Genomic DNA, 26,710 nt, shown 5'->3' on the forward strand with positions numbered 1-26,710 from the left:
GCGATCACGTCGTCGGGGGAGACGGCGCCGTCGCGCCGTGCTCGTGCGGTCCGCGGCGTCCTGCCCCGCCCCGAGGGAAAGCAGGAGGCGCATGGAGTACGTGAAGCTCGGTTCGACGGGTCTCGACGTGTCCCGGATCTGCCTGGGCTGTATGAGTTTCGGCATCCCCGACCGCGGCAACCACACCTGGACCCTCGACGAGGAGGCGTCCCGTCCCTTGATCCGCCGGGCCCTGGAGGCCGGCATCACCTTCTTCGACACGGCGAACGTCTATTCGGACGGTACCAGCGAGGAGATCGTCGGACGGGCGCTCGCCGAGTATGCCCGCCGTGACGAGATCGTGCTGGCGACCAAGGTGCACGGCCGGATGCGGTCCGGGCCCAACGGCGGCGGGCTGTCCCGCAAGGTGATCATGACGGAGATCGACCACAGTCTGCGCCGGCTCGGCACCGACCATGTCGACCTCTACCAGATCCACCGCTGGGACCCCGTCACCCCGGTCGAGGAGACCATGGAGGCCCTGCACGATGTGGTCAAGGCCGGCAAGGCCCGCTACATCGGGGCGAGTTCGATGTACGCCTGGCAGTTCTCCAAGGCCCAGTACACGGCCCGGCTGAACGGCTGGACGCGGTTCGTCTCGATGCAGAACCACTACAACCTCCTCTACCGCGAGGAGGAGCGCGAGATGCTGCCGCTCTGCGCGGACCAGGGCGTCGGGGTGCTGCCCTGGAGCCCGCTGGCCCGCGGTCGCCTCACCCGGGACTGGGACGAGATCACCGAACGCAGCCGCACCGACGAGTTCGGCGGGCGGCTCTACCAGGAGGGCGACCGCGCCACGGTCGAGGCGGTGGCCGCGGTCGCCGCCGAACGGGGCGTCCCCCGTGCCCGGATTGCCCTCGCCTGGCTGCTGCGGAAGAGCACGATGGCCGCGCCCATCGTCGGGGTCACCAAGCCGGGTCACATCGACGACGCGGTGGCGGCGGTCGGCCTGGCGCTCACCGACAAGGAGGTCCGGACGCTGGAGGAGTCCTATCGGCCGCACCCGATCAGCGGCCACTGACCCCGCGCCGGGGACGGGCGGCGGGGCGGTCGTCCACGCCCCGCCGCCCCGAACCGCCCGCCGAGGACCAGGAGTTCCCGGTCACCCGCGCCTCACCCGAGGAGACCGCGAACGGACCGATGTCACCGAGGGACCGCGCTGTTAGCGTCGGTGACATGGAGCGGATGACGCGGTTTCAGGGGTACGGGGTTCTGATCACCGGTGCGGCGCGCGGCATCGGCGCGGCGACCGCGCGGCGGTTCGCGCAGGAGGGCGCGCGGGTGCTTGTCACCGATGTGGACCTCGCGCAGGCCGAGAAGACCGCGGCGGCGGTGCGTGGGTCCGGGGCGTGGGCCGAGGCCTTCCGCTGCGACGTCGCGGACCGTACGTCGGTGGAGGCGGCCGTCGCCCACGCCGTGGGCGCCTTCGGCGCGCTGGACGTGCTCGTCAACAACGCGTACGGCTGCACCCCGGACACCCCGCTCTTCGAGGACGACCCGGACGAGGTGTGGGCGCGGGACATCGACCTCACCCTGTCCGGCGCCTACCGCTGCAGCCGCGCGGCCCTCCCGCACCTGGTGGCCTCGGGACGCGGAGCCATCGTCAACATCGGCTCCGTGAACGGCATCCAGGACTTCGGCAACCACGCCTACAGCGCGGCCAAGGCGGGCCTGATGTCGCTCACCTGCACCCTCGCCGGGCATGCCGCCCCGCGCGGCGTCCGCGTCAATCTGGTGGCGCCCGGCACGGTCCGCACCACCGCCTGGGAGGGCCGTGAGGCGGAACTCGCCGCCGCGGGGGAGCTGTATCCGCTGGGCCGGGTCGGCGAACCGGAGGACATCGCGGCCGCCGTCGCCTTCCTCGCCTCCCGGGACGCCGCGTGGATCACGGGCACCACCCTGTGCGTGGACGGCGGTCTGCTCGCCGTGAACACCGCCTTCCGGCAGGCGGTACGGCAGCAGGCCACTCGCCCCGAGCCGCTGTAGCCCCCGTCGACGGCCGGAGCCCGCCTCACCCGGGCCGCCGTGCCCCGCCGAGGGCATGCGCGGCGGCCCGGCCCCGGCTCAGGATCCGGTGGTGACCAGCGAGGCGAACACCGCGCGCAGTTCGCCGCCGTCGGGGGCACGCCAGCCCGCGGTGACATGGCCGGAGGCGTCGGACGGGGGACCGTCGGCGGGCCGCAGTACCCGTGTGACCCGGAGGGTCGGCCGCCGGTCGCCCTCCAGCGTGACCCGGGTGCCGTCGGGCCCCTCGGCCACGGCCGCCGGCACCGCCCCGGCCACGACCTCCGTGCCGGTGCCGTCGAAGTGGACCACGACGGTCGGGTCGGGGGTGTCGCTCAGGCTCTGCGCCTGGGGTTCGGCACGGTTCTGCAGCAGCGCGAGCAACTCGGCGACCAGGACCGGGTCGTGTGCACCGTCGTAGATCCACCGCCGCCCCAGTACCCCGTGCTCGGAGGTGCCGATGAGCGCCTCCTCGGCTCCCTCGAGGGGCGCGCCGCGGTAGCTGAGCGGCACTAGGCAGGAGACCGGCTCTCCACCGGACACATCGGTGACCACCAGGAACTCGATTCCGACCTCACCCTGCGGGTCGTCCAGCCGGAACCCGCCGTTCCTGGACAGCACCGGCGCGCCGTCCGTACCGGGATACCAGGGCCGGGAGGGAAGCCAGGCGGTGAGGAGCTCCAGTTTGGTGGGGGTCAAGGTGGTCCTGTGGATGATCGCCATGCCGGGTGAACGTGCGCCGTCGCCGTGAGATTCCCCTCGGGCCGGTGGAAGGTGCCGGCGTCCACCACGGCTGACGGAACGTCAACCGGCCCCGGGTCAGACGAACAGGTGAAGGAATGCGTCTGCTCGGACGCGCCGGAGGTACACCGGCGGCCCACCGGGAAGGGGATCCTCCACCCCTCCCCACTGGATCATGCGATGAACGACTTTTCCGAAAAGGCCACCGCCCGCAGCGCCCTCACCCCCGCCGACGGACAGCCGGGCGCCGACCCACGGCCTGCCGGGGACACGGCGCCCACCCCGCACGCGGAGCCGGACATCAGCGTCGTCGTCATCGTCTACAACGACGCCCCGCGCCTCCCGGCCGCCGTACGCTCCGTCCTCGACCAGACGCTGCGCCGGGTGGAAGTGATCATCGCCGACGACTGTTCGACCGACCGGTCCTACGAGGTCGCGCGAGAACTCCAGGCCCGCCACCCCGGCCGGGTGCGGGCGATCCGGCTGGACCAGAACAGCGGCGGCTGCGGAGAGCCCCGCAACCGGGGCATGGCCCTGGCCCGCGGCCGCTATGTCATGTTCCTGGACAGCGACGACACCCTCGAACCCAACGCCTGCCGCAACCTGCTGGAGGCGGCCGACCGCACCGGCGCCGATCTGGTCTCCGGCCTCTGCGTCCGGGTGCACACCGACAGCCGGCACGGCAAGAGGACCCCCTGGTACCCCTGGCTGTACCGGTCCACACGCACCGTGGAGTCCGTCGCGGAACTGCCGGACCTCTTCGTCTTCGACACGCTGTCCACCAACAAGTGCTACCGCCGCGCCTTCCTCACCGAGCACGGGCTCACCTTCCCCCGCGGCATCCACTACGAGGACCTGCTGTTCTCGGCGCAGGCCTATCTCGCCGCGCAGCGGATCACCCTGATCCCCAACACGGTCTACTTCTGGCATGTGGCGGAGAGGAGCACAGCCAAATCGATCAGCAACCGCCGCCATGAGATCAACAACTTCAGCGACCGGCTGGAGATCCACCGCCATATCGACGCCGTGCTGGACCGGCGCGGCCTGGACGAACTCAAGCTGCACAAGGACATCAAGTTCCTCAAGCACGACCTGGTCCTCTATCTGCGCGATCTGCCCTTCCTCGACGACGGCTACCGGCACCGCTTCGCCGCACTGGCCCGCGGCTATCTCCAGGACTTCCCGGAGGAGGCGTACGCCCGGCTGGACCGGGTGCACGCCATCTGCGCCTATCTGCTGATGCGGGAGGACTGGGACCATCTGATGTCGGCCGTGGACACCCTCATCAACCGCACCAAGATCTCCGCACCGCTGGCCGAGCGCGACGGCCGCGTCTACTGGTGCGACCGGCATCTGGACGATCCCCGGGCGCGCGACGTCATGGACGTCACCGCCCTCGGTTACCACGGCAGAGCGCTCACCGGGATGTTCCTGCGCAATCTGCTCACCGGTTGCGCCGTACGCGGCGGCCAGGTGCTGCTCGAGGGCGCGGTGGTCAATCCGCTGGGCAGCATCGCCCCGGACGCCCGGCTCACCGCCGAGCTGGAGTTCCGGGCCCGCCGCCGCAGCCTGCGCACCTTCCGGTTCCCGGTGCGGACCCTGCGGCACCGCGGCGACACCGTTACCTGGCGCGCCACGGCCCCGCTGTCCGGCCGCTTCCGGCCGCTGGGCGTCATCGACGAGGTATGGGACGTGCGGCTGCATCTGACGGCGGACGGACAGCGCACCACCACCCGGATCACGGCCGGCCGGGTCGACCTGGAGAACGCCGGCTCCGTGCCCGTACGTCCCCTGCTCACCCGGCTGGTGGCCGACCGGCTCGAACCCCAGGTGTCCGCCAAGGGCCACCTCGCCTTCCGGCTCACCCAGCACGGCACCGCCGCCCGCCGCGGACGCGCCCTGGTGGACCGCAATCTGCACGGCACCGCCGCCAGGACCGCCAAGAGCACCTACCGCAGGCTGCGGGCCGTCAAGAAGGACCTGACCTCCGGCACCCGCAAGGTCCAGGGCTACCACCGGATGCTGCGTCTGCTGCCCGTCCGCAGGGGCACCGTCGTCTTCGAGAGCCACCTCGGCAAGCAGTACAGCGACAGCCCCCGGGCCATCTACGAGGAACTGCGCCGCCGCCGGGTCCCCGTGACCGCCATCTGGTCCCACGCGGGAACGCGCACCGAGGGCTTCCCGGACGACGCCGAACTCGTCCGCCGCTGGTCCTGGCGCTACCTCAGGGCGCTCGCCCAGGCCGAGTACTGGATCGACAACCAGGGCTTCCCCCTCAGGCTCGCCAAGCGCCCGGAGACCACCTACATCCAGACCTGGCACGGCTCGGCCCTGAAGAAGATGGGCTTCGACGAGCCCGGCCACCGGGTGATGTCCGAACAGGAACAGCGCACCTACCAGCAGGCCCTGGACCGCTTCGACCACTTCGTCGTGCGCAGCGAACACGATGTGCGCACCCTGGCGCGGGCCTACCGCATTCCCGAGCGGAAACTGCTGCGCACCGGTTACCCCCGCAACGACCCCCTGGTCCGGGCGGCCCGCGACCCCCGGGCGGCCGAACCGGAAGCGAGCAGGCTCACCGAACGGCTCGGCATCCGCCCGGACCGCCCCGTGGTGCTGTACGCGCCCACCTTCCGCGCCCGCGCCGGCGGCGCCGTGAAGACCTTCGCCTTCCCCTTCGACGTGGAACGCTTCGCCGACCGCTTCGGGGACCGGTACACGCTGCTGGTGCGCTCCCACTATCTGAACCGGGTCGCCCTCCCGCCGTCGGTGACGGACCGCGTGACGGATGTGACCGGCGAACCGGACATCACCCCGCTGCTGCTGCTCTCCGACGCCCTGATCACCGACTACTCCTCGGTGATGTTCGACTATGCGCTGCTGCGCCGGCCGATGGTCTTCTACGCCTACGACTGGGAGGAGTACTCCCGTGATCTGCGCGGCACCTACTTCGACCTGCCCGACGAGGCCCCGGGCCCGGTCGCGCACACCGAGGACGAACTCTTCGCGGCACTGGCCGACCTGCCGGGGCTGGCCGCCCGGTACGAGACGAGGCTCAAGGAGTTCGTGGACCGGTACGCCGAGTACGACCGCGGTGACGCCACCACGCGCATCGTGGACCGCTTCTTCGGCCCCGGAGGAGGGACCCGATGACACGGCGTGAGATCTTCTTCGTCGCCAACGAGGTCAACGAGCTCGGTGGCGTGGGCCGCTGGCAGACCCAGATGGCCCGGCTGTTCGCGGAGCGGGGCCATCGGGTCCGGATCATCGGGATCTGCCCGCCCGAGATGCCGATGGACCTCGGTGAGGACCCTCCCTTCGAGACGGTGACCCTCCACGCACGGCGTCCCCCCGGCCGTCGGGGACCGCATCTCCTGCCCGGCCGGCTCGACCCGGTCGTCCGGCGGCAGCAGGCGCGCCGGCGTGCCGCCGCCGCGCGCATGTCGCGGATGTTCCGTGCCGCCCGGCCCGGGGCGGTGATCATCGTGACCCAGGTCTGGGCGATGGAGTGGGTGGCTCTCGCGGACACCGCCGGTCACTCGGTCATCGGCATGAGCCATGAGTCCTTCGACGCCTCCCGCCGCTCCTCGCGCTTCGCGCGCGTACGGACGTACTTCCGGGATGTGGACCGGCTGCTGCTGCTGACCCGTCAGGACGCCGACCTCTGGGCGGGTCAGGGCCTGAACAACGTGGGTTTCCTGCCCAATCCGCTGCCGGTGCTGCCCGGCGTCCCCTCGCCGCGCACCGAGAAGGTGGTGGCCAGCATCGGGCGGCTCAGCCATGCCAAGGGGGTCGATCTGCTGCTGGACGTCTGGGCCGAGGCCGCTCCCCGGCAACCGGGCTGGCTGCTGCGGATCCACGGTGCCGGTGACCACGAGGAGGAGCTCCGGCGGCAGTGCACACGACTCGGTCTGGACGACTCCGTGGAGTGGGCGGGACAGACCGACGATGTGACCGGGGCGCTCGCCCGGTGCTCCCTGCTGGTGCAGTCCTCCCGGGGCGAGGGCTTTCCCCTGGTCCTGCTGGAGGCCATGGCCTGCGGGGTGCCGTGCGTCGCGTTCGACTGCTCCCCGGGGGTGCGCGAGATCGTCGAGGACGGCGAGGACGGGCTGCTGGCCCGGCACGGCAACACCACCGAACTCGCCGCTCATCTGGTGCGGTTGATGGCCGACGAGAACCTCCGCGACACCATGGGGGAGCGGGCGCGGCGCAATGTGCTGCGCTTCGCCCCCGAGGTGATCACCGATCGGTGGGAGGAGCTGTTCGCCTTCCTGGAGCGCTGAGGCCACGCCTCTCCGTTCGAGAAGTGAACGCCGCCGCGACGGGGGAACGCTCTTCGGCCGGTGGACGATTCGGCTGTGAAACGGAAGCGTCAAGACTTGTGACCGACTTCCGCGAGAGATGCCGGAACCCTTGACGTGCCTGCGTGTTGAGGTTTAACTCACGTCCTAAATTAAGCCATGAGGAGCCATGGGAGCCGCACGGGTGCCGCTGCCGCGGGTCTCCTCGGGTTTTTCGACTCCCGGAAAGGGACACCAGGAGCCATGCGCAGAATCCGAGCCGCGGCCGTAGGCGCCGTCACCATGTCTTTCGCTCTTGCCGTCTCGGCCTGCGGAGGCGGTTCGTCGACGGGGGGCGGGTCCAACGACTCGCCGAAGACGCTCACCTACTGGGCCTCCAACCAGGGCGCCAGCATCGAGATCGACAAGAAGGTCCTCCAGCCCGAGCTCGACAAGTTCGAGAAGCAGACCGGGATCAAGGTGAAGCTGGAGGTCGTCCCCTGGTCGGACCTGCTGAACCGGATCCTCACCGCGACCACCTCCGGCCAGGGCCCCGATGTGCTGAACATCGGCAACACCTGGAGCTCCTCGCTCCAGGCCACCGGGGCGCTGCTGCCCTGGGACGCCAAGAACTTCGACAAGATCGGCGGCAAGGACCGCTTCGTCGACTCGGCGCTGGGCTCGACGGGCACCGAGGGCCAGGACCCGGCCGCCGTGCCGCTGTACTCGATGGCCTATGCGCTGTACTACAACAAGAAGATCTTTGCCGATGCGGGTATCTCCAAGCCGCCCGCCACCTGGGCCGAACTGGTCGCCGACGGCAAGAAGATCCCCAAGAACATCGCCGTCCTCGGCGCCGAGGGCTCCAATCTGTCGGAGAACATCCACCAGGTCTTCGTCTTCGCCAAGCAGCACGACGCCGACTTCTTCACCGCCGACGGCAAGCCCGACTTCACCAACGACAAGGTGGTCGCGGCCGTCAAGCAGTACGTCGACCTGATGGCCAAGGACAAGGTCATCCCGACGGGTGACGCGGAGAACGCGCAGAACCAGTCCGTGAGCGACTTCGCCAAGGGCAAGCAGGCCATGCTGATGTGGCAGTCCGCGGCCTCCAACCTCAAGGCCCAGGGCATGAGCGAGGACCAGTACGGCATCGCGCCCATACCCGTGCAGTCCGGCACCCCCGGCACCGGCACCCAGGTCAACTCGATGGTCGCGGGCATCAACCTGGCCGTCTTCAAGAACTCCCACAACCTCGACGGCGCCACCGACTTCGTGAAGTTCATGACCAGCGACGAGGAACAGAAGATCCTCAACAAGGCCTACACCTCCATCCCGCCGGTCAAGTCCGCGCAGGAGGACCCCGCGTTCACCGACGCGTCCAACGTCGTCCTCAAGGAGACCCTCGCCACCAGTGCGGCGGCGCTGCCCCAGGTCCCCGACGAGTCCCAGTTCGAGACGGTGGTCGGCACCGCCGTCAAGGAGCTGTTCAGCGACGCCGCCGGAGGCCGCGCGGTGACCACCGACTCGGTGAAGGCCAGGCTCCAGAAGGCCCAGCAGCAGATGCCGGCGAAGTGAGCGCGGACCCCGTCATGACCTCCACGACCGCCTCCGCCGATCCCGGCGAGCGGACGGCGCGGAAGGGTTCTCCCGGTGCGGCGCGCGAACCGCGCCGCACCGGGCGGATCCGCCGCATCGGACTGCCCTATCTGCTGCTCCTGCCCGCCCTGGTGCTCGAACTCCTCGTCCACCTGGTGCCGATGGTGATCGGCATCGTGATGAGCTTCAAGGAGCTCACCCAGTTCTACATCCGCGACTGGGGCGCCGCGCCCTGGTCCGGACTCGGCAACTACCGGATGTCGGTGGATTTCGACGCGCCCGTCGGTGAGGCGCTGCTCCACTCCTTCTTCGTCACCGTCTGCTTCACCCTGCTCTCGGTCGGCCTGTGCTGGCTGATCGGCACGACGGCCGCGATCTGTATGCAGGACACCTTCCGCGGCCGGGGCCTGCTGCGGGCCCTGTTCCTGGTCCCGTACGCACTGCCCGTGTACGCGGCCGTCATCACCTGGGTGTTCATGTTTCAGCACGACAACGGCCTGGTGAACCACGTCCTGCACGACCAGCTGCACCTCACCGACAAGCCGTCCTTCTGGCTCATCGGCGACAACAGCTTCATCGCGCTGCTCGTGGTGTCGGTGTGGAAGGGCTGGCCGTTCGCCTTCCTGATCGTGATGGCCGGGCTGCAGAACATCCCCCGGGAGCTGTACGAGGCCGCCGCCCTGGACGGCGCCGGGATGTGGCAGCAGATCCGCCGGATCACCCTGCCGTCCCTGCGCTCCGTCAACCAGGTACTGGTCCTGGTCCTGTTCCTGTGGACGTTCAACGACTTCAACACCCCGTTCGTCCTGTTCGGCAAGGCCGCCCCGGAAGCCGCGGACCTCATCTCGGTGCACATCTACCAGGCCTCGTTCGTCACCTGGAACTTCGGCACCGGATCCGCCATGTCCGTCCTGCTGCTGCTGTTCCTGCTCGTCGTCACGGGTGTCTATCTGCTGCTGACCTCCCGAGGAAGGAAGACGGCCGATGTCTAGCACCGGGCAGGCGCCCCGTTCGCCGATGGCCCCGCCGCGGTCCTTCCTCTGGTCCCGGCGGATCTTCCTCACCCTGCTCGCCGGCTTTGTGCTGGTGCCCGTCTATGTGATGGTCTCCAGCTCCCTCAAGCCGCTCGCGGACGTGACCGGGAAGTTCCGCTGGCTGCCGAGCGGCCTCACCGTCCGGCCCTACATCGACATCTGGTCGACGGTGCCGCTGGCGAGGTACTTCGTCAACTCGCTGATCGTGGCGGGCGCGGCGACCCTCTGCTCGGTGGTGATCGCGGTCTTCTCCGCCTACGCGGTCAGCCGCTACAACTTCCGCGGCAAGCGCGTGTTCACGGTCACCGTGCTGTCCACCCAGATGTTCCCCGGGATCCTCTTCCTGCTCCCGCTGTTCCTGCTCTACGTCAACATCGGCAACGCCACCGGCATCGCCCTGTTCGGCTCGCGCGGCGGACTGATCCTGACCTACCTCACCTTCTCGCTGCCGTTCTCGATCTGGATGCTCATCGGGTACTTCGACTCGGTGCCCCGGGACCTGGACGAGGCGGCCCTGGTGGACGGCTGCGGACCGATCGGCGCACTGCTGAGGATCGTCGTGCCGGCCGCCACCCCCGGCATCGTCGCGGTCGCCGTCTACGCCTTCATGACCGCCTGGGGCGAGGTGCTGTTCGCCTCCGTGATGACCAACGACACCACCCGCACCCTCGCCGTGGGCCTCCAGGGCTACTCCACGCTCAACGACGTCTACTGGAACCAGATCATGGCCGCCTCGCTCGTGGTGAGCGTCCCGGTGGTCGCGGGCTTCCTGCTGCTGCAGCGCTATCTCGTCGCCGGGCTCACCGCCGGAGCCGTGAAGTGACCGACACCCCCCATTCCGAAAGGACTTCTGTGTCCGAGCGCATCGACCTCGCCGCACTGCCGCACGACTTCCTGTGGGGCACGGCCACATCGGCGTACCAGATCGAGGGAGCCGTCGCCGAGGACGGTCGTTCGCCGTCGATCTGGGACACCTTCTCGCACACCCCGGGAAAGATCGCGGGCGACGACCACGGGGACATCGCCTGCGACCACTACCACCGCTGGCCCGAGGACCTCGGGCTGATGAAGCAACTGGGCACCAACGCCTACCGGTTGTCCGTCGCCTGGCCCCGGGTGGTACCGGGCGGCGACGGCCCCGTGAACCCCAAGGGCCTCGACTTCTACGACCAGTTGATCGACGCCCTGCTGGACGCGGGCATCAAGCCCTCCGTCACCCTCTACCACTGGGACCTGCCCCAGGTGCTCCAGGACCGCGGCGGCTGGCCCGAGCGGGCCACCGCCGAGCACTTCGCCGCCTATGCGTCGGCCGTCGCCGCACGCCTGGGCGACCGGGTCACCCACTGGGCCACCCTCAACGAGCCCCTGTGCTCGGCCTGGATCGGCCACCTCGAGGGCGTCATGGCCCCCGGCCTCACCGATCTGACCGCCGCGGTCCGCGCCTCCTACCATCTGCTCCTCGGCCACGGCCTCGCCGCCCAGGCGATCCGCGCCGCCGCCCCCGGGGCCGAGGTCGGCATCGTCAACAACCTCAACACCGTGCACGCCGCCTCCGACCGGCCCGAGGACCAGGCCGCGGCCCTCCGCATGGACGGCCATGTCAACCGCTGGTGGCTCGACCCGGTCCACGGCCGCGGCTTCCCGGCCGACATGCGCGAGGTCTACGGCGTCGAACTCCCCGAACGCCCCGGCGACCTGGAGACCATCGCCGCACCACTGGACTGGCTGGGCCTGAACTACTACTTCCCCGACACCGTCACCGACGACCCGGACGGCCCCGCCCCGCACGCCCGTTCGGTGCGCCGCCCCGGAGTGCCCCGCACCGGCATGGACTGGGAGATCGACGCGAACGGCATCGAGACCCTGCTGCTGCGCCTGACCCACGAGTACGGCCCCCGCAGGCTGTATGTCACCGAGAACGGCTCGTCCTTCCCCGACGTGGTACGCCCCGACGGCACCGTGGACGACCCCGAACGCCAGGACTATCTGATCGGGCACCTCGCCGCCTGCGCCTCGGCGGCCCGCAAGGGCGCCCCGCTGGCCGGCTACTTCGCCTGGTCACTGCTCGACAACTTCGAGTGGGCGTACGGCTACGACAAGCGCTTCGGCCTCGTCCATGTCGACTACGACACCCAGGTCCGCACCGTCAAGGGCAGCGGACACCGGTACGCGGACATCGTCCGCGCCCACCGGGGCCAGGCCCGCGAGGCCGCCTGAGCCGTGAAGGACCCGCGGTGGGCGCGGACTTGAGCAGCCCGCACCCACCGCCCCCACGGCAACGGCCGGTCCGCATCCCGGGGATGCGGACCGGCCCGTTACGGTCGGACGCCGTCACCACCTGCCGTGGCCGCCGTGACCGTGGCCCCAGCCGTAGCCGCCGTGGCCCCAGCCATGACCCCAACCACCATGACCCCAACCGTGGCCGTGACCTCCGTGGCCCCAGCCATGGCCCCCGTGGCCGCCGTGCGTCTGGACGGACGCGGCTGCGACGGTGGGGGGTGCCACGGTAGGAGTACTGGCCATCGCGACACCGCTGCCCGCCGCGCCGGCCAGCAGCATCGTGCCGACGATCAGCGCGATCCTGCGTCGGATGCTCGTCATCGCGTCTCTCCTTCGTCCGGCGGGCGGGGAAGCCCACCTGTGTCCCGTTGGTGATGTCAGCCTGCGGCAGGACCGCTGAGAAGAGGCTGAGAGCAGCACAAACCGCCGCGGCAGCCCCGGTGCGGCCCTTGCGGACGGGCTCGGCGCGCGGGCGTGCCGGTCTCTTCGTAGGGTGGACGGAGAGGGGCCGAGCCATGCGAGTGCTGGTGATCGAGGACGAACGGGGGCTCGCCGCGGCGATCGCCCACGGGCTTGCCGCGGAGGGCTTCGTCGCCGATGTCGCCCACGACGGCGTCGACGGCCTGTGGAGAGCCGTGCACGAGCCGCACGACGCGATCGTGCTGGATCTGATGATCCCGGGCATCTCCGGCTACGAGATGCTCAAGCGCCTGCGGGCCGCCAGTGTCTGGACGCCGGTCCTCATCCTCACCGCCAAGGACGGCGAGTACGACGAGGCGGACGCCCTCGACCTGGGCGCCGACGACTATCTGAGCAAGCCGTTCTCCTATGTGGTGCTGGTCGCCCATCTGCGGGCGCTGCTGCGCCGCGGGGCGCCCGCCCGGCCCGCGGTGCTGGAGGCCGGAGACCTCGCCCTGGACCCGGCACGCCGTCGCTGCCACCGGGCCGACCAGGAGATCTCCCTGACCGCCAGGGAGTTCACCCTGCTGGAGTTCCTGCTGCGGCACGCCGACGAGGTGGTCAGCAAGACCGACATCCTCGACCACGTCTGGGAGGAGAACTTCGACGGCGACACCAATGTCGTCGAGGTCTACATCGGCTATCTGCGGCGCAAGATCGACGCCCCCTTCGGCCGCCAGACGATCGAGACCGTGCGCGGCGCCGGATACCGGTTGCAGGGCAGTGGGAGGTGACGGGTGCGCATTCCCGTTCCCGCGTGCTGGGCGCGGCGCTCCCTGCGGCTGAGACTGACCGCCGCGGCGGCCCTGATGATCGCGGCGGCCCTGGTGGGCGCCGCCTGCCTGCTGGTGGTGTGGCTGCGGATGAGCCTGCTCTCCGGGCTGGACCAGACCGCGCTCCAGCGGGCCCAGGTGATCGCCGGCAATGTGGACAGCGGCAGCCTCGCCCATGTCCTCCCGGCCTCGGGGGAAGGCGACACCGCCGTCCAGGTCGTCGACCGCGCGGGCGCGGTGCGCTCCAGCTCGCAGAACCTCGCGGGCGAGCCCGCGCTGTTCGCCTTCACCCCGATCACCACCGGAGCACCCCAGGGGCACACCGTGCACGGGCTGCCGCTGAGCGGGGGCGGCAGCTGGCGCGCGGTCGGCCTGCTCGCGGGAGCCGCCGACGATCCCGTCACCGTGTATGTCGCGGTCCCCACCCAGGCGGTGCACCACAACCTGGCCCAGCTCACCGCGGTCCTGGTCATCGGCGTGCCGCCGGCGGTCGCCCTGCTCACCGGTGTGGTCTGGCTGCTCACCGGGCGGGCGCTGCGGCCCGTGGACGCCCTGCGCGCCCAGACCGCCGAGATCACCGCCTCCGATCTGGGTCGCCGGCTCGACGTCCCACCGGCCGACGACGCCCTCGGCCGGCTGGCGCGCACCCTCAACGACCTGCTCGCCCGTCTGGACACCTCGGCACGGCTCCAACGGCAGTTCGTCGCGGACGCCGCCCATGAGCTGCGCTCGCCGCTGAGCAGCCTGCACACCCAGCTGGAGGTGGCCGTCCGGCACCCCGGTTCCGCCGACTGGCAGGCCCGCGGCCCGGCGCTGATCGAGGAGAGCGAGCGGCTGTCCCGGCTGGTCGACGACCTCGTCCGGACGGCCCGCCTGGACGCCCGGCCCCGGATGCGCAAAGGCCCGGTGGACCTGGACGAGATCGTCTTCCGCGAGGTCCGCCATGCCCGGCTGCGCACCTCCCTCGTCATCGACCGGCGCGCCGTCAGCGCGGCCCGGGTGTACGGGGACGGGGAGGCGCTGGCCCGCGTGGTGCGCAATCTGCTGGACAACGCCCTGCGGTACGCCGTCGAGCGGATCGAGGTGAGCCTGCGCGTCCACGACGGCACGGCGGTCCTGGTGGTCGCCGACGACGGTCCCGGGATCCCGGCGGCCGACCGCAGCCGCGTCTTCGACCGCTTCACCCGCCTGGACGGGGCGCGGGCCCGGGACACCGGCGGCAGCGGCCTCGGACTGTCGATCGTCCACGATCTGATCGCCGCCCACCATGGCCGTGTGCACATCGAGGACAACGGTCCCGGGGCCCGGGTCGTGGTCGGTGTGCCGGCCATGGAGCTATGAGAGGGTTCCGGCCGTACGGGGCGCCCTCCGGACCGGTGGAGACGGCATGCGCATGCCCCGGACCGAGGTGCCGCGGGGCCCTTGTGCCCGGCGTCCGGAAGCGGAATGTCACCGTCTGGTCGCAGTGTGTCCCGCGCTACAACCAGCGGGGCCCGCGGCGGGTCTATCCGACAGGAAACGCGGATGGACAGGGACGTGCCCCGCGCCGGGGCGCGGACCCGAGGACGAGAGGCCCGCCATGGGGGACTTACGCAGACGAGGAGTCGCCGCGCTCGCCGTGACCGCGCTGGTGACTCCGCTCACGCTCGCGCTCGGCACGGCGCCCGCGGGCGCCGCGAGCTGCACCACGAAGACCGGCCCGTACCAGAAGAAGATCGAGAAGTTCCTGGGCCGCCCGGTCGACGGCAAGCAGTCCGCCGCCGACTGCAAGGCGATCCGGGCGTTCCAGAACAAGCACGGCATCACTCCGGCCATCGGCTACGCGGGCCCCGTCACCTGGGGCGTGGTCGACCTGATGATCAAGCAGAAGGCCGTCGGGAAGAAGCCCGGCAAGGACGGGAAATGCCCTGTGAACAAGGGCCGTATCGCCTGCGTCAACCTGACCCTCCAGCTCAGCTGGATCCAGGACGGCTCCCGGCTCGTCTACGGTCCCGTACCGGTGCGCACCGGCCGCGACCACTACGAGACCCGCACCGGTCTGAAGAAGATCTACTGGCGGCACATCGACCATGTGTCGAGCATCTATCACGTGCCCATGCCGTACAGCCAGTTCTTCGACGGCGGCCAGGCCTTCCACTCCGCGAACCTCAGCATGTGGAACCCGCCCGGCTCGCACGGCTGCGTCAATATGACCAAGACCGACGCCAAGAAGTACTGGTCGCTGCTGAAGACCGGCGACCGTGTCTTCGTCTACGGCCGTAAACCGGGCACCTGACGGCCCCTTCGGCCGTCCTCCCGGCGGCCGGAGCGTGCGGCGGGGCCGGTGCGTGTGGCCCGCACGGACACCCGTGCGGGCCGCACGCGGACGTGTACGGAGGGCGATGTGTCCGGTTCGCCGGGACGTGATCAGCTTCACGGTCCGGAATGCCGGTTGGCGCCTGATTGCTCACATCGCCTTCACGGCGGGCCCCGTATGCTTCACGACATGTCCACCACTCCTGAACCCGCCGCGGAACGCTCCGCCGACGAGGTGAACGAGGAGATCCGGGCCCTGTGGTTCCGGAGCGGCGGAAGGCTGAGCAGCCAGGAGCGTCGGGAGTACCAGCGGCTCGTCCTGGAATGGGCGGAGGCCTCCCCGGACCCCACGAAGGCGGCGTGACGGGCGGCCCGCTCGCCCTGATCCTCTTCGGCCCCTGTGCCGCGGCTCAGCTCCAGGTGGCGGAGTAGGTCCGGCGATAGGCCTCGCGTTCCTGCGCCGAGCGGAAGCGGAGGGTGGCGGCCAGCGCGACCAGGCTGCCCGCGGCGATCAGCAGGCCCGGCAGCACGTTCCGCGAGTCGGTGAACCAGGACAGAAGACCGTCGAACCTCCCGGTGGTGCCGACCTCCTGGATCGCGCCCGGAGCCGCCGACCCGGGGGCCATGGCCGCACCCTGGGGGGCCGGGGCGGACGACGCGGGGCCGCCGCCGCTGCCCTCCGATGTCTCCGGCTGTCCGACGAGCCGGACCCCGAGGTCCGACATCGCCTTCGTCACCGGCTGGAAGAACGTGGTACCGCCCGACCGGCAGTCCCCGCTGCCGCCCGAGGTCACACCGAGCGCGACGCCCTCGGAGAACAACGGGCCGCCGCTGTCGCCCGCTTCGGCGCACACCGTGGTCTCGATGAGGCCGGTGACCGCGCCCTCGGGGTAGTTGACCGTGGCGTTGAGCGCGGTGACCACACCGTCATGCAGACCGGTGGTGCTTCCGCTGCGGAAGACCCGCTCCCCGACCACCGGATCGGCCGAGCCCGTGATGCGCACCCCGCGCCCGTCCCCGATGGCCACGATGTTCTCGCCGGGGGCGTCCCGCTCGTTCTCGTAGCGGATGAGCGAGAAGTCGCCGGCGCCGGGGAACTCCGAGGCCACCGTCCGGCCCAGCGATGTGCGGCCCTCGGCGTCCGAGAACCAGAGCGTGCCGTCGGGCCCGCAGTGTCCGGCGGTCAGGACGAACTCGCTGCGGCCGTCGCTCACATTGAAACCGGCCGAGCAGCGGCCGCCCGTGGAGAAGACGGGCCGGGCGCCGTCCAGCCTGGTCGTGAAGGTGCCCTGGACGCGTTCCATCCGTACGAACGCGCCGATGCCCCGGGCGAGTTCCGTCATCCGGGACCAGTCGGACGCGGAGACGGTGCGGTCGGCGCGCACCACCACCTCGTTCGCCGCATAGTCGAGGGCCCATGCGGTCCCCGCCACTCTCGGCGCCGAACTCAGTTCGGCCGTGGCCGACTTCAGCCGGTCCATGCTGTGGTGCACCATGGCGGGGCGGGCCCCGGCCGCCGTCACCCGGTCGGCCGCCGCCTGGTCGGTCACGGCGACCATGGGGGTGCCGTCGTCGGCGATCCAACTGCCCGCGGTCCGTGCGGTACCCAGCTTCGACACCAGGTCCGCTGCGGTCCGGGACGCGGCCCGCGCGGAGCTGTCCCCGGAACCCCGGCCGCCGGAGGGTTCGCTCGCCAGGGCCTGGGTGACCATCAGACCGCCCAGCAGCACACCGCCGATCGCCGCGATGCGCGTCCCCCGCCGGACGATCCGTCGTCGTGCATGCCCCATCCCTGGCTCCCGACCCCGAACAGCGCGGCGTCACCGCCGCGAGGCACTGCGGTCTCGAGCGCCCTCCCTCCATACGTGCGCCCGCGCCACGGCGTTCACCGGTGCGCCGCGCACCTCACGCCGCGGGCGAGGGCGAAACGCGCCCTAGACTTGCCGCGCATGGACGAAGCCCTGCTGGACCGGCTCGCGACCGGCGCCTATCTCCTGATCACCAGTTACCGACGAAACGGCACCGCCGTCGCCACCCCGGTCTGGGTGGTGCGGGACGGCGACGCACTCGGTGCCTGGACCGCCGCGGACTCCTGGAAGGTGAAACGGATCCGAGCCCGCGCGGAGGTGCTCATCGGCCCCTGCGACCTGCGCGGACATCCGACCGGCGACCAGGTGCCGGCCACCGCCGAGATCTGCGACCCGGCCACCACGGTCCGCTATCGCGCGCTGATCGCCCGCAAGTACGGCCTGATCGGACGGCTCACCCTGCTCGGCAGCCGGTTGCGCCGCGGGGTGAAGGGCACTGTCGGCATCCGCCTGACGCCCACGCCCTGAAGCGGCGGGCCCGAGGGGCTCGGTCCGGCCGCTCGGGCCCGTGGCGGGCCCGGGCCGGTCAGTGGTGCTGCCCGCCCGCCCCGGCGTGCTCCTCCCGGCCGGGCGCACCGCCCATCGTCCGCAGCATCCTCAGGCCGCCGGTGCGCAGGAAGCGTACGAGCAGGACCGCGGCGAGCAGCAGAAAGGCGATGTTGAACCAGGTCGTGTAGTTCCAGCGGACACCCTCCCCGGGGATCCTGGCGCGGGCCTGGTCCGGCACCAGACCCAGTCCGCCGAAGACGAATTCGACGACATAGCCCGCGACCGCCATGGCCGCATAGAAGGTGCCCAGCAGGAACAGGGACATCCGGGCCCCGTAGTACTTCCGGTAGATGGTGAGGATCGGCAGGATCAGCAGGTCCGCGAAGATGAAGGCGATCACCCCGCCGAAGCTGATGCCGCCCTTCCACAGCACCACCGCCAGCGGCACATTGCCGATCGAGCAGACGAAGGTGGCGATCGCCACCAGTGGCCCGACCAGCGGCCCGATCAGCTTGGCCGCGAGCGGGTCGTCGGCCAGGAAGAACGTACGCCAGAACGCGTCCGGCACCCAGGCGGCGATCGCGCCGGCGATCAGCAGACCGGCCACCAGATCGCGCAGGATCGCCGCCCACTCCATGACGAAGATGTGCGACACGGAGGTGAGGCCCGCGCGGGAGAGCAGTCGGCGGAACAGACCGCCCTCGCCGCCCAGCGACATGTCCATCGCCGCGTGCCCCTCCATCGAGCCCGCCAGTCCCCGCTCGGCCTGTTCGCGGGCCCGGCGCAGCAGCCCCTCGCGCAACAGGACCCGGAAGAGCACGGCCAGGACCACGATCATCAGTGGTCCGCCCACGAACTCCGCGAGGGTGAACTGCCACCCCATCAACAGCGCCAGGATCACGCCCAGTTCGACCACCAGATTGGTGGAGGCGATCTCGAAGGCCATCGCCGCGGTGAAGTCGGCGCCCTTGCGGAACAGAGAACGCGCCAGCGCGACCGCCGCGTAGGAGCACGAGGAGGAGGCCATGCCCAGCCCCGCGGCCAGGGCGAGCGTCCGCGGCCGGTCGTCGCCCAGCAGCCGTACGACCGTCGACCGGCGCACCACCGCCTGCACCACGGCGGACAGGGCGAAGCCCAGGATCAGCGCCCAGGTGATCTCCCAGGTCATCGACCCGGCGATGGCCAGCGCGTGCCGGATCCCGTGCCACATGCGGGTGCCCCTCTCCACGACGGCCCGAAGCGTGCACACTTTATGCCCCTGGGTGGCATTAAGGGGCTATGCCGCATTCATCGTGAATGCCGGGTTGTGGTGCCCGGAGCCGGTTCGGTGCGCGCGAGCGTGCGGCTCTCAGGTGCGTGCCTTCGTGGCCGGCGGTTCACCGCGCACCGGCAGCGCGGTCGCGGGCAGCACGAGGTCAGCCCGGTGCCGGGTCGACGCCACCAGGTCCGCGTTGCGCTGGTCCGTGCCCAGCACCCACGCCACCGCCGTGTCATGGTCCTTGCCGAACTCCCTGTGGCGGGCCACCAGCCGCGCCACGCGCTCCCGTTCGTCGATCTCGCAGAACCACACCTCGTCCAGCTCGGGCCGCACCCGCGCCCAGGCGCCCGTCTCCAGCAACAGGTAGTTGCCCTCGGTCACGATCAGCCGGGCCGTCGGCGGCACCGGTACGGCCCCCGCGAGCGGCTGTTCCAGCACCCGCTCGAAACCCGGCGCATAGACGGTCTCCTCGTCCTCGTCGCGCAGTCGCCGCAGCAGCGCCGCATACCCCGCCGCGTCGAAGGTGTCGGGCGCGCCCTTGCGGTCCCGGCGGCCGAGCCGGTCGAGTTCGGAGTCGGCCAGATGGAAGCCGTCCATCGGCACCCGCGCCACCCAGGGCGGTCCCTCGCCGTTCAGCCGCCGCACCAGATGCCCGGCGAGCGTCGTCTTGCCCGCGCCGGGAGCGCCCGCGATGCCGAGGATCACGCGCCGATCGGGGCGCGCCAGGGCCGCCGCTCGCTTCAGGAGATGGTCGAAGGTCATGGGGTGAGCCGCCCGCCGGTCAGGTGTGTGGGTTCCCGTCATTGGACCAGAGGCCGCGCCGGACCGCGAGAACGGGGCGCCGTCACGGGGCGGTCCACGGACGGCGCCCGGTGCCGTCGCCGGGGAGCGAGGACGGAATGTGGCGATCGCCACCCTCTGCGCGGCGCATTTCGGGGAAAGTGGCTCCTATGACAGAGCTCGGTCTTCCGGACGGTATCCAGGCCTGCCTCTTCGACCTCGACGGGGTCATCACCAGAACCGCCGTCGTCCACGCGGCCGCGTGGAAGCAGACGTTCGACGACTTTCTGCGCCGACGGGACGGGGACGCCTACCGCCGCTTCGACGCGGTCGCCGACTACGACGAATATGTCGACGGGCGCCCCCGCGCCGACGGGGTGCGCACCTTCCTCGCCTCCCGGGGCATCCGTCTGCCCGAGGGCGAGCCCGGCGACCCACCCGGCCGGGAGACCGTCCACGGCCTCGGCAACCGCAAGAACGACACGCTCCTGGAACTGATCCGCACCCGGGGCGTCGAGGCGTACGACGGCACCGTCCGCTATGTCGAGGCCGTGCGCGCCGCAGGACTGCGGACGGCCGTCGTCTCCTCGAGCGCCAACTGCCGTGACATCCTGCGCTCCGTGGGTGCCGAGCACCTCTTCGACGTACGCATCGACGGGATCGTCGCCGCCGAACGGCGGCTGCCGGGCAAGCCGCGGCCCGACACCTTCCTGGCCGCCGCCCGGGACCTCGGTGTCGAACCGAAGGCCGCCGCGGTCTTCGAGGACGCGCTCGCGGGCATGGACGCCGGGCGCTCGGGCCATTTCGGTTATGTGGTCGGCGTGGACCGCACCGGACAGGCGGAGGCCCTGCGCGCCCACGGCGCCGACATCGTGGTGCAGGACCTCGCGGAACTGGGGGAGCGGGCGTGATCACCCAGACCTCGTACCCCGTCGAGCCCTGGGCGCTGCGCGAGCGGGGGCTCCATCTGGACGTCCTCCCGCAGAGCGAGTCGGTGTTCGCGCTGTCCAACGGGCACGTCGGCTGGCGCGGCAACCTCGACGAGGGGGAACCGCACGGGCTGCCGGGCACCTATCTCAACGGCGTCCACGAGATCCATCCGCTGCCCTACGCCGAGGCGGGATACGGCTACCCGGAGTCCGGGCAGACCGTCATCAATGTCACCAACGGCAAGATCATCCGCCTGCTGGTGGACGACGAGCCCTTCGATCTGCGCTACGGCCGGCTGCGCTCCCATGAACGCGTCCTCGATCTGCGCGCCGGCACGCTCACCCGGACGTGCGAGTGGACCTCACCGGCGGGCACCACGGTCCGGGTGCGCTCCACCCGGCTGGTCTCCTTCACCCAGCGTGCCGTCGCCGCGGTCGCCTACGAGGTCGAGGCCGTCGGCGGACCGGCGCGGATCGTCGTGCAGTCGGAGCTGGTCGCCAACGAGCAGCTGCCGGGACACGACGGCGATCCGCGTGCCGCGGTGGTGCTCGAGGCGCCGCTGGAGGCGGAGGAGCACTTCGCCAAGAGCGGTCGGCTGCGGCTGGTGCACCGCACCCGCAGAAGCGGTCTGAGGGTCGGCGCCGCCGCCGGCCATGTCGTCGAGGGGCCCGACCCGACCACCACCGAGAGCGAGGCGGCCGGGGACCTGGCCCGCCTCACCGTCACCTCGACCCTGGCGGCGGGGGAGCGGCTGCGGGTGGAGAAGGTCGTCTCCCACGGATGGTCCGGCACCCGTTCGCTGCCCGCGATGAGCGACCAGGTCGACGCCGCGCTGGCCGCCGCCGGCAGCGTGGGCTGGGCCGGTCTCGCCGCCGAGCAGCGCGCCTATCTGGACGCCTTCTGGGCGCGCTCGGACGTCGAGGTGGAGGGCGACGAGCAGATCCAGCAGGCGGTCCGCTTCGCCCTCTTCCATGTGCTGCAGGCCGGGGCGCGGGCCGAGCAGCGGGCGATCCCCGCCAAGGGGCTGACCGGCTCCGGCTACGACGGCCATGCGTTCTGGGACACCGAGATGTTCGTGCTGCCCCTGCTCACCTACACCTCGCCCGACGCGGTCGCCGAGGCCCTGCGGTGGCGGCAGAACACCCTGCCCGCCGCCCGGGCGCGCGCCGTCCAACTGGGGCTGCGCGGGGCCGCGTTCCCCTGGCGCACCATCGAGGGGGCGGAGGGCTCTGCGTACTGGCCGGCCGGCACCGCCGCGTTCCATGTGAACGCCGACATCGCGGACGCCGTGGTGCGGTACACGGCGGCCACCGGGGACGAGGGCTTCGAGCGTGACACCGGGGTCGAACTGCTGGTGGAGACGGCCCGATTGTGGCGTTCGCTCGGCCATCACGACCAGCACGGCGCCTTCCACCTCGACGGGATGACCGGCCCCGATGAGTACAGCGCGGTCGCGGACGACAACACCTACACCAATCTGATGGCCCGGGCGAACCTGCTGGCCGCGGCCGACGCCGTGGAACGCCATCCGCGGCGGGCCGCGGAACTGGCCGTGGGCGAGGAGGAGACGGCGGCATGGCGGGACGCCGCCGAGGCGATGCACATCCCCTACAACCACGATCTGGGCGTGCATGAACAGCATGCCGGGTTCACCCGCTACCAGCGCTGGGACTTCGCCGCGACCCGTCCCGACCAGTACCCGCTGATGCTGCACTTCCCGTACTTCGACCTCTACCGCAAGCAGGTGATCAAACAGGCCGACCTGGTGCTGGCGATGTACACCTGCGGCCCCCACTTCGACGCGGAGCACAAGGCGCGCAACTTCGCCTACTACGAGCCCCTCACCGTGCGGGACTCCTCGCTGTCCGCGTGCTGCCAGGCGGTCGTCGCGGCGGAGACGGGCCATCTGGGGCTCGCCCACGACTATCTGCGCGAGGCCGCGCTGATGGATCTGGAGGACCTGGAGCACAACACCCGGGACGGTCTGCACATCGCGTCCCTCGCCGGTACCTGGATGGCGCTGGTGGCGGGCTTCGGGGGGCTGCGCCACCACGGGGAGAGCATCGGCTTCGCCCCGTGTCTGCCGGAGCGGCTGGGCGGTCTCGCCTTCACCCTGCAACTGCGGGGCCGCCGGCTGCGGGTGGAGATCGGCCGCGGCACGGCCACCTACACCCTGCTGACGGGGGAACCGCTGACCATCCACCACCACGGCGTAGCGCTGGTGCTCGACGCGGACAAGCCGCACACCCTCGACATCCCGCCGAGGAGACCCCGCCCGGCCCCCGACCAGCCACCGCACCGCCGCCCCGACCGGGCGTGACCCGGGTCAGCCGCCGGGTCCGGGCTCCTTCACCGGCAGGGCGGACCGCATCGTTCTGAGGGCGAGCAGCAGGACGCCGATATCGTCCAGATAGACCGGATCGGGCAGCAGGTCGGCCGGCAGCAGCAGATACAGGACCGCGCCCCAGAAGATCCAGCGGGGGCCGGTCGGCAGTCCGGCGCGGCGCAGGGCGCGCCGGGTGCGGACCAGCCGCAGCAGCAGGGCGAGCGCCACACCGAGGACCGCGGTCGCGCAGACCGCGGCGACGGCGATCACGGTCCAGGTCGTGGAGTCCATGCACAGCTCCGGGCATTCGGGGTCGTTCTCATCCTACGGATGCCCGGCTCCGCGGTGGATCGTGCCCGGAGCGACCGGAATGCCCCGCACGGGCGCGGTGCAGGCGACGGTGCCGCCCCGGTCCCGCCGCGGGCCGTCAGTGGCCGGCGCGTGCGGTGCTGCTCTCCAGCAGGGCCTGGCTGACCGCCCGTATGCTGCGGGCGATGTGCTGGAGCTGCATGACCTCGGCGGCGTACAGCCTGATGGTGTGCTCGATGACCGACTCGGGCAGACCCAGCGCGGGCAGCTCGGCCCGGGCCGTCTGCAGCGCGGTCCGGGCGACCCTGACCTCGTGCTGTACCTGGATCTGCGCATGCCGGGCGAGCAGGACGGGGTGCCGGATCAGGATCGGATAGCTGGCGTAGCGGGCGGGCACCAGTTCGCGCAGCCACTTGGCCGCCGAGCGCTCCCAGTCGTAGCTGCCGGGCGTTTTGACCTGGCACGGCCAGTCCGCGCTGATCGGCGAGTACGTCGTCAAGGCCATGATGTTCACTTCCGGGTCATGTCGGCTCGGGGTGGTGAGGCAACGGGGCTGCTGAGGCCCGGAGTCGGGCCTCGGGACACCACCCGGAAGAAGTATTTATATATACCTATGCGCAGGGCAAGGGCATGAAAAGTTTCAGCAGCACATCGGGGTGAAGATCCGGTGTGAGCGGGGTTCCGCGCTGGTGAAAGGGCGGCATCGCGTACGAATGGTCGCGGCTCCCGGGAGCGGCAACTCCGGCCGGGCGGTCAGTCCTTGAGGAAGAACCGGTGCTGGTCGGCGATCTGCTCGTACTCCTCGAGGCGGGCCTGGGTCCGCCCCGGATCCGCGTCGGTCATGGCCTGGAGCAGCGCCGCGGCCATCAGCCCGGGGGCGGCGTACGAGTCGAAGACCAGACGGGAGCCGGTGCCCGTGGCGAAGACGACATCGGCCTCCTCGGCGAGCGGCCCCAGCCCCAGATCCGTGATCAGCGCGACCTTGAGCCCCGCCTCGCGGGCGACCCGCACCACGTTCAGGGTCTCCTGGGCGTGCCGCGGCATCCCGAACGCCAGGACCCAGCTGCCGCCCGCCTCCCGTGACTGGAGCAGGGCGTCATAGGCGACGCTGCCGCCCCGCGTCACCAGCCGCACATCCGGGTGGATGCGCCGGGCCCCGTAGGCGAAGTACTCGGCGAGCGAACCGGAGATCCTCAGGCCCAGCACCGTCAGCGGCGCCGACCGGGACAGTGCCCGGCCGAGGCGGATCACCTGGTCGGGGTCGGCGAAGTCCCGCCGCAGGTTCTCCAGGTTCTGGATCTCATGGTCCACGGCCGCCTGCAGTTCGTTGCAGCGCTCCTCGGCCGGCGTGCCGGGGCTGCTGCCCCGGGTGCCCAGGGCGATCGACTGGAGCTTCTCCCGCAGCGCGGGGTAGCCGCTGAAGCCGACGGCCGCGGCGAAGCGGGTCACCGAGGGCTGGCTGACGCCCGCCCGCTCGGCCAGGTCCGTGATGGACAGGTACGCCGCCTCGGTGATGTGCTCGATCAGGAACTGGGCGATCCGGCGATGCCCGGGCGACAGCCGTTGACCGTCGAACATCTCTCTGAGCCGGGATGCCGGCGAGGCGACCGTCACCGGGACGGTTCTGCCGGCCGTGATCGCGGATGCCTGCGCGCGGGCCTGCTGCGGCGATGGCACCGGACCTCCTTCTCCATGTGCCCGGGAGATGACCCGGAAATTTCAACATAGCCCACGGACCCGCACCGGCCAGGGGTTCTCGGCCGCCCGGTACGAGGGGCGGGCAACGGGCCGCGCCCCGACAGGCGGGCCCGTCGCTCCGGCCGTACCGTCGTGCACGGGGGTGGCGCGGACGGGTACGCCCGTGCCGGTCGTCCGAGGAGAGGAGTGGCCGTGAACACGCCCCTGTCGCACACACTGCCCGTAGAGGTGGTGGTCAGTGACTGTTCCGCCGCGGATGCCGGGAGCCTGTTCGCCGAGCTCTGCCGGCGCTTCGGTTCGGACCGCGCCGCCGACGAGACACCGCACGAGTCCGCCGGAGCCCGCCCCACCATCTGGGCCGGGACCTTCGACACCTCGGTCGCGCACGGCACGGCCGGGCCCATGGCGTCGTCACCGCCGCTGTCGGGTCCGGTGAAGGCGGAACTGCAGGGTGAGCCCCTTGCGGTGGAGCGCCTGCGACACGCCCTGGACGAGATGTTCCTGGTCCGCCAGCTGGGCGTGGTCGCGGGAGACCAGGAGGTCGATGTGGAGCTGCGACTGGAGAGCCGCCCGCGGACCTGAGAACACGGGTGGAGAGGGCTTCCGGAGGCGTCAGGCGCCGGGCCGGGCCTCAAGGCACCGGTGGAGCGAGGCCGTCATCGCGGAGACGAAGGCGTCCCGGGTGCGGTCCGGGACCAGGTCGAGGGAGAGATAGGGGTTGAGGTCCTCCAGCTCGACCAGCAGTAGCCCGCCGTCCCGGGTACGGCAGGCGTCCACCCGCTGGATGCCGTGGTCCAGGGTGTTCCAGTCGACGAAGCGCCGCGCGAACGCCAGGTCCGCCTCCGTGGAGTCATAGGGTTCCAGGACCCAGCGCCGCTCGGGGTCGGGGGCGTGGAGGGCGTACTGGAAGGCGTCGTCGACGTAGTAGAACGACACCTCGTAGCGGAAGTCGATGCGCGGCTGGACCAGGATGCCGTCCCAGTCCAGATCCTTCAGCTCGTCCCGGGGCACATAGCGCAGGCCGATGGAGTCCGCTCCGGCCCTGGGCTTGACCGCGTAGGTGTCGGTGTCGGGCAGCCGGTCCAGGTCCCCGGGCCGGTCCGCGGTGGGTATCACGGGATGCCCCGCCGCGGTCAGATCCAGCAGGTACTGCTTGCCTGCCATGTCGCCCCGGCCGGTCAGCGAGTTGTACACACGGGTGCCTCGCGCCGCGGCCCGGGCGCGGAAGGCGTCGTACTGCGCCTGGTGACGGAGCACGGGCCCGCTGTTGCGCACCACCACGGCGTCGAAGCCGTCCATCAGCGGCTCCGCGTCCAGCGGATGGCACAGGGCGAGGTCGAAGTCCGCGCGCAGCCGGGAGGTGAGGTCGATGTCCTCGTCGCAGTAGCGCCGCCCGCGGGCCGGGTAGGCGAGGTCGGTCACATACAGCAGACGGGGACGGACGGGCATCTCTTCTCCTCGGTCGGTGGCCTGGCCACCGGATCCATGGTCCGGGCTCGAACGATCCTGCCGGAGACCGGCCATGGGGTGCACGGCGGAACCTGGTCG

The 26,710-nt window shown here is 71.1% G+C and carries 25 protein-coding genes; 16 read left to right on the forward strand and 9 right to left on the reverse strand.

The window, feature by feature from the left end; all coding sequences use genetic code 11:
• Positions 1–91 precede the first annotated feature (91 nt).
• Together CP978_RS32395 and CP978_RS32400 are read left to right on the forward strand one after the other, a co-directional pair.
• The gene (locus tag CP978_RS32395; RefSeq protein WP_043446914.1) at positions 92–1,060 is read left to right on the forward strand and encodes an aldo/keto reductase; all 969 of its coding nucleotides are present in this window, start codon (positions 92–94) and stop codon (positions 1,058–1,060) included.
• A 155-nt stretch (positions 1,061–1,215) separates the two neighbouring features.
• Complete coding sequence (locus tag CP978_RS32400; protein ID WP_043446915.1) at positions 1,216–2,025, forward strand: SDR family NAD(P)-dependent oxidoreductase; 810 nt, start codon at positions 1,216–1,218, stop codon at positions 2,023–2,025.
• Positions 2,026–2,103: 78 nt separating this feature from the next.
• Here the strand turns inward: CP978_RS32400 and CP978_RS32405 are convergent, their stop codons facing one another.
• Positions 2,104–2,766: a maltokinase N-terminal cap-like domain-containing protein gene (locus CP978_RS32405; protein ID WP_043446917.1), complete on the reverse strand. Its 663-nt coding sequence runs from the start codon at positions 2,764–2,766 to the stop codon at positions 2,104–2,106.
• A gap of 198 nt (positions 2,767–2,964) precedes the next feature.
• Between CP978_RS32405 and CP978_RS32410 the strand changes: the two genes are divergently transcribed.
• The 6 genes from CP978_RS32410 (at position 2,965) to CP978_RS32435 (ending at position 11,914) form a co-directional block, all read left to right on the forward strand.
• A complete protein-coding gene (locus tag CP978_RS32410; RefSeq protein ID WP_079162597.1) occupies positions 2,965–5,937 on the forward strand; it encodes a bifunctional glycosyltransferase/CDP-glycerol:glycerophosphate glycerophosphotransferase in 2,973 nt (990 codons plus the stop codon).
• Positions 5,934–7,067: a glycosyltransferase gene (locus tag CP978_RS32415; protein ID WP_043446918.1), complete on the forward strand. Its 1,134-nt coding sequence runs from the start codon at positions 5,934–5,936 to the stop codon at positions 7,065–7,067. Before CP978_RS32410 ends, CP978_RS32415 begins: the two co-directional genes overlap by 4 nt.
• A 261-nt stretch (positions 7,068–7,328) precedes the next feature.
• Positions 7,329–8,642, forward strand: coding sequence for an ABC transporter substrate-binding protein (locus CP978_RS32420; RefSeq protein WP_043446920.1), 1,314 nt, complete (start codon positions 7,329–7,331; stop codon positions 8,640–8,642).
• A gap of 14 nt (positions 8,643–8,656) precedes the next feature.
• The gene (locus CP978_RS32425) at positions 8,657–9,655 is read left to right on the forward strand and encodes a carbohydrate ABC transporter permease (protein WP_043446921.1); all 999 of its coding nucleotides are present in this window, start codon (positions 8,657–8,659) and stop codon (positions 9,653–9,655) included.
• Positions 9,648–10,520 (forward strand): carbohydrate ABC transporter permease, encoded by an 873-nt coding sequence (locus CP978_RS32430; protein ID WP_079162433.1) that lies wholly within the window; start codon positions 9,648–9,650, stop codon positions 10,518–10,520. The genes CP978_RS32425 and CP978_RS32430 overlap by 8 nt, the downstream gene beginning before the upstream one ends.
• A gap of 29 nt (positions 10,521–10,549) precedes the next feature.
• Positions 10,550–11,914, forward strand: a complete 1,365-nt coding sequence (locus CP978_RS32435) for a GH1 family beta-glucosidase (protein ID WP_107070482.1) — start codon at positions 10,550–10,552, stop codon at positions 11,912–11,914.
• 114 nt (positions 11,915–12,028) lie between these two features.
• Here the strand turns inward: CP978_RS32435 and CP978_RS32440 are convergent, their stop codons facing one another.
• Complete coding sequence (locus tag CP978_RS32440) at positions 12,029–12,298, reverse strand: hypothetical protein (RefSeq protein WP_107070483.1); 270 nt, start codon at positions 12,296–12,298, stop codon at positions 12,029–12,031.
• A gap of 194 nt (positions 12,299–12,492) precedes the next feature.
• Between CP978_RS32440 and CP978_RS32445 the strand changes: the two genes are divergently transcribed.
• From CP978_RS32445 to CP978_RS32460, 4 genes are all read left to right on the forward strand, one after another.
• Entirely contained in the window at positions 12,493–13,170 is a 678-nt protein-coding gene (locus CP978_RS32445; RefSeq protein WP_043446927.1) for a response regulator transcription factor, read from the forward strand.
• Positions 13,171–13,173: 3 nt separating this feature from the next.
• Positions 13,174–14,550, forward strand: a complete 1,377-nt coding sequence (locus CP978_RS32450) for a sensor histidine kinase (protein ID WP_043446930.1) — start codon at positions 13,174–13,176, stop codon at positions 14,548–14,550.
• Positions 14,551–14,788: 238 nt separating this feature from the next.
• Entirely contained in the window at positions 14,789–15,484 is a 696-nt protein-coding gene (locus CP978_RS32455) for a L,D-transpeptidase family protein (protein ID WP_043446933.1), read from the forward strand.
• Between the two features lie 198 nt (positions 15,485–15,682).
• Positions 15,683–15,868, forward strand: a complete 186-nt coding sequence (locus CP978_RS32460; RefSeq protein ID WP_043446936.1) for a hypothetical protein — start codon at positions 15,683–15,685, stop codon at positions 15,866–15,868.
• A gap of 46 nt (positions 15,869–15,914) precedes the next feature.
• Here the strand turns inward: CP978_RS32460 and CP978_RS32465 are convergent, their stop codons facing one another.
• Complete coding sequence (locus tag CP978_RS32465) at positions 15,915–17,294, reverse strand: S1 family peptidase (protein WP_043446940.1); 1,380 nt, start codon at positions 17,292–17,294, stop codon at positions 15,915–15,917.
• A 159-nt stretch (positions 17,295–17,453) separates the two neighbouring features.
• Between CP978_RS32465 and CP978_RS32470 the strand changes: the two genes are divergently transcribed.
• A complete protein-coding gene (locus tag CP978_RS32470) occupies positions 17,454–17,840 on the forward strand; it encodes a PPOX class F420-dependent oxidoreductase (protein WP_043446942.1) in 387 nt (128 codons plus the stop codon).
• 58 nt (positions 17,841–17,898) lie between these two features.
• Here CP978_RS32470 and CP978_RS32475 read toward each other — a convergent pair whose 3' ends face one another.
• Complete coding sequence (locus CP978_RS32475; protein ID WP_043446944.1) at positions 17,899–19,071, reverse strand: permease; 1,173 nt, start codon at positions 19,069–19,071, stop codon at positions 17,899–17,901.
• 138 nt (positions 19,072–19,209) lie between these two features.
• Entirely contained in the window at positions 19,210–19,923 is a 714-nt protein-coding gene (locus tag CP978_RS32480; protein ID WP_079162434.1) for a nucleoside/nucleotide kinase family protein, read from the reverse strand.
• A gap of 146 nt (positions 19,924–20,069) precedes the next feature.
• On the opposite strand from CP978_RS32480, the gene CP978_RS32485 reads away from it, so the two are divergent.
• Both CP978_RS32485 and CP978_RS32490 read left to right on the forward strand, forming a co-directional pair.
• Positions 20,070–20,810 carry an HAD family hydrolase gene (locus tag CP978_RS32485; RefSeq protein WP_043446949.1) on the forward strand — a complete coding sequence of 247 codons (741 nt, stop codon included), beginning with the start codon at positions 20,070–20,072 and terminating at the stop codon, positions 20,808–20,810.
• Positions 20,807–23,149, forward strand: coding sequence for a glycoside hydrolase family 65 protein (locus CP978_RS32490; RefSeq protein WP_043446953.1), 2,343 nt, complete (start codon positions 20,807–20,809; stop codon positions 23,147–23,149). The genes CP978_RS32485 and CP978_RS32490 overlap by 4 nt, the downstream gene beginning before the upstream one ends.
• A gap of 6 nt (positions 23,150–23,155) precedes the next feature.
• On the opposite strand, the gene CP978_RS32495 is transcribed toward CP978_RS32490, so the two are convergent.
• The 3 genes from CP978_RS32495 to CP978_RS32505 form a co-directional block, all read right to left on the reverse strand.
• A complete protein-coding gene (locus CP978_RS32495; RefSeq protein WP_043446957.1) occupies positions 23,156–23,446 on the reverse strand; it encodes a DUF1232 domain-containing protein in 291 nt (96 codons plus the stop codon).
• A gap of 136 nt (positions 23,447–23,582) precedes the next feature.
• On the reverse strand, positions 23,583–23,969 hold the full coding sequence (locus CP978_RS32500; protein ID WP_043450098.1) for a hypothetical protein: 387 nt from the start codon (positions 23,967–23,969) through the stop codon (positions 23,583–23,585).
• Between the two features lie 248 nt (positions 23,970–24,217).
• Positions 24,218–25,141, reverse strand: a complete 924-nt coding sequence (locus CP978_RS32505) for a MurR/RpiR family transcriptional regulator (RefSeq protein ID WP_043446960.1) — start codon at positions 25,139–25,141, stop codon at positions 24,218–24,220.
• Between the two features lie 213 nt (positions 25,142–25,354).
• Between CP978_RS32505 and CP978_RS32510 the strand changes: the two genes are divergently transcribed.
• Complete coding sequence (locus tag CP978_RS32510; RefSeq protein ID WP_043450101.1) at positions 25,355–25,744, forward strand: hypothetical protein; 390 nt, start codon at positions 25,355–25,357, stop codon at positions 25,742–25,744.
• A gap of 30 nt (positions 25,745–25,774) precedes the next feature.
• Here CP978_RS32510 and CP978_RS32515 read toward each other — a convergent pair whose 3' ends face one another.
• The gene (locus tag CP978_RS32515; RefSeq protein ID WP_043446964.1) at positions 25,775–26,611 is read right to left on the reverse strand and encodes an ATP-grasp domain-containing protein; all 837 of its coding nucleotides are present in this window, start codon (positions 26,609–26,611) and stop codon (positions 25,775–25,777) included.
• Between the last annotated feature and the right edge of the window lie 99 nt (positions 26,612–26,710).

Origin of the sequence: Streptomyces nodosus (genome assembly GCF_008704995.1) — a bacterium.
GTDB lineage: Bacteria > Actinomycetota > Actinomycetes > Streptomycetales > Streptomycetaceae > Streptomyces > Streptomyces nodosus.